Raw genomic sequence first — 1,547 nt, 5'->3', positions numbered from 1 at the left:
TTCTTTTAAGTTCTTTTGTCATATTATTTTACTTTTTATGAGGTTAATAATATGTCAAGCTATTTCAGTATAAGACACCATCTTTATGCTTTGTTTTTTGAACTATTTTATGCCTTGCTTTTTGTACAATTTATTTACTTTTTTATTTGCATAATATTAAGCACAAAATGGTGGATAAACAGGTAGATAACTCTGTTGATAAGCTGATACTTTTCCACGCTCTATAATTTCAAAGCCACTTATCGTGGATATCTACCCTTTTATAACACGTCCTTCAACAGTTTGTCCACAGTTTCTTCATCAAAAAAGATATCAACTTATTCACTACCCTCGATAAAGGATAGAATGTGTATAACTACCCTATAACTCTGAAAATCAAAGAGAAGATATTATTGAAAGATAAGCATAACTGACATTGAAAGGTGGATAAACAATTTACAAAACATTTCTCTAATTATTTATCAACAAATCCACAGTACATCATACCTTCTATTTTGTTTTCTTTAAAAAATAAATAAAAAGAATATATAAATAGGATGTGGATAATATTAAAAAACTATTAAACTATTTTTATGTACTTATATATAATCCAAGTTACAAAAGTTGTAATGATAAGTACACAAAAGAATACAGGTAAAAGTTGCATGTAGTTTGAAGAATAGCCTAAGGAAACGGCATTAAACACTTTGCTTGTCAGTAGTGGTATGCCACCACATAAAAAATAAAATACTATGCAGTGCCTTCCTACATATTGTATAAAATGAAATTGTGGCAATTTTTTTACTATATAAAGAAGAATATAAATAGATAGAAGTGTATCTGTCAAAAATATAAAGACATTATCTATATTCAAACCGCATATCATCATATTAAAACCATAATAATTTTCTGTTGTCTTGCAAATTGTTACCACTACGAACGCCATGACAAAAGTAAAGGAATTTATATAGTGACAAAATAGGTGCTCAAAACGATGATACAGATAGCCTGATGCAATAAATAAAACGGATAAGGCAGCAATATGGGCGTGCCATGGTATTGATAAGTTGGTGTGGTTGAATGATAAACCCATGTAAAATAATATAACACTGCTAACTATGATAATACTTGTTTTTTCTTTGCTAAGATATAAAATAATAGAAAAAATAAATTCGGCAATAATTAGTGCAGCTATGAACCACGATGCATGACCTAATAAAATTTGTTTGACAATATTGATAATCTCTATATTTTCTCCATGTACAATTGCTTTTGGAATAGAAATAATAGCAGTGAATATAAAATAAGGTTTGATGAGCGAACGAAAGATAGACTTTATTTTCTGTTTAATATGAAAGTTGTTTTCTTTATAAAATAAAAATCCAGATATGAAGAAAAACATAACGAGTGCGTTTACCACATACATACTGTAAGGAATAATGGTGGTGTTAGTATAATATATTTCAGTATGAAAATACAGAATTGCTATCATGAGACCTCTGCAAAACCTTACCCCATCCTCTATCATTCTTGTTTTTGAGCACTATTGGCTCACCCGCAGTCAATAT

General features: G+C 29.0%; 1 protein-coding gene. It reads right to left on the bottom strand.

What is annotated here, in order from left to right; translation table 11 throughout:
• Nucleotides 1-559: 559 nt before the first annotated feature.
• On the bottom strand, nt 560-1,507 hold the full coding sequence (locus tag DEM91_RS12460) for an acyltransferase family protein (RefSeq protein WP_249859116.1): 948 nt from the start codon (nt 1,505-1,507) through the stop codon (nt 560-562).
• Between the last annotated feature and the right edge of the window lie 40 nt (nt 1,508-1,547).

Origin of the sequence: Prevotella sp. TCVGH (genome assembly GCF_023522295.1) — a bacterium.
Classification (GTDB): domain Bacteria; phylum Bacteroidota; class Bacteroidia; order Bacteroidales; family Bacteroidaceae; genus Prevotella; species Prevotella timonensis.
This window is presented reverse-complemented; position numbering and strand designations above follow the sequence as displayed.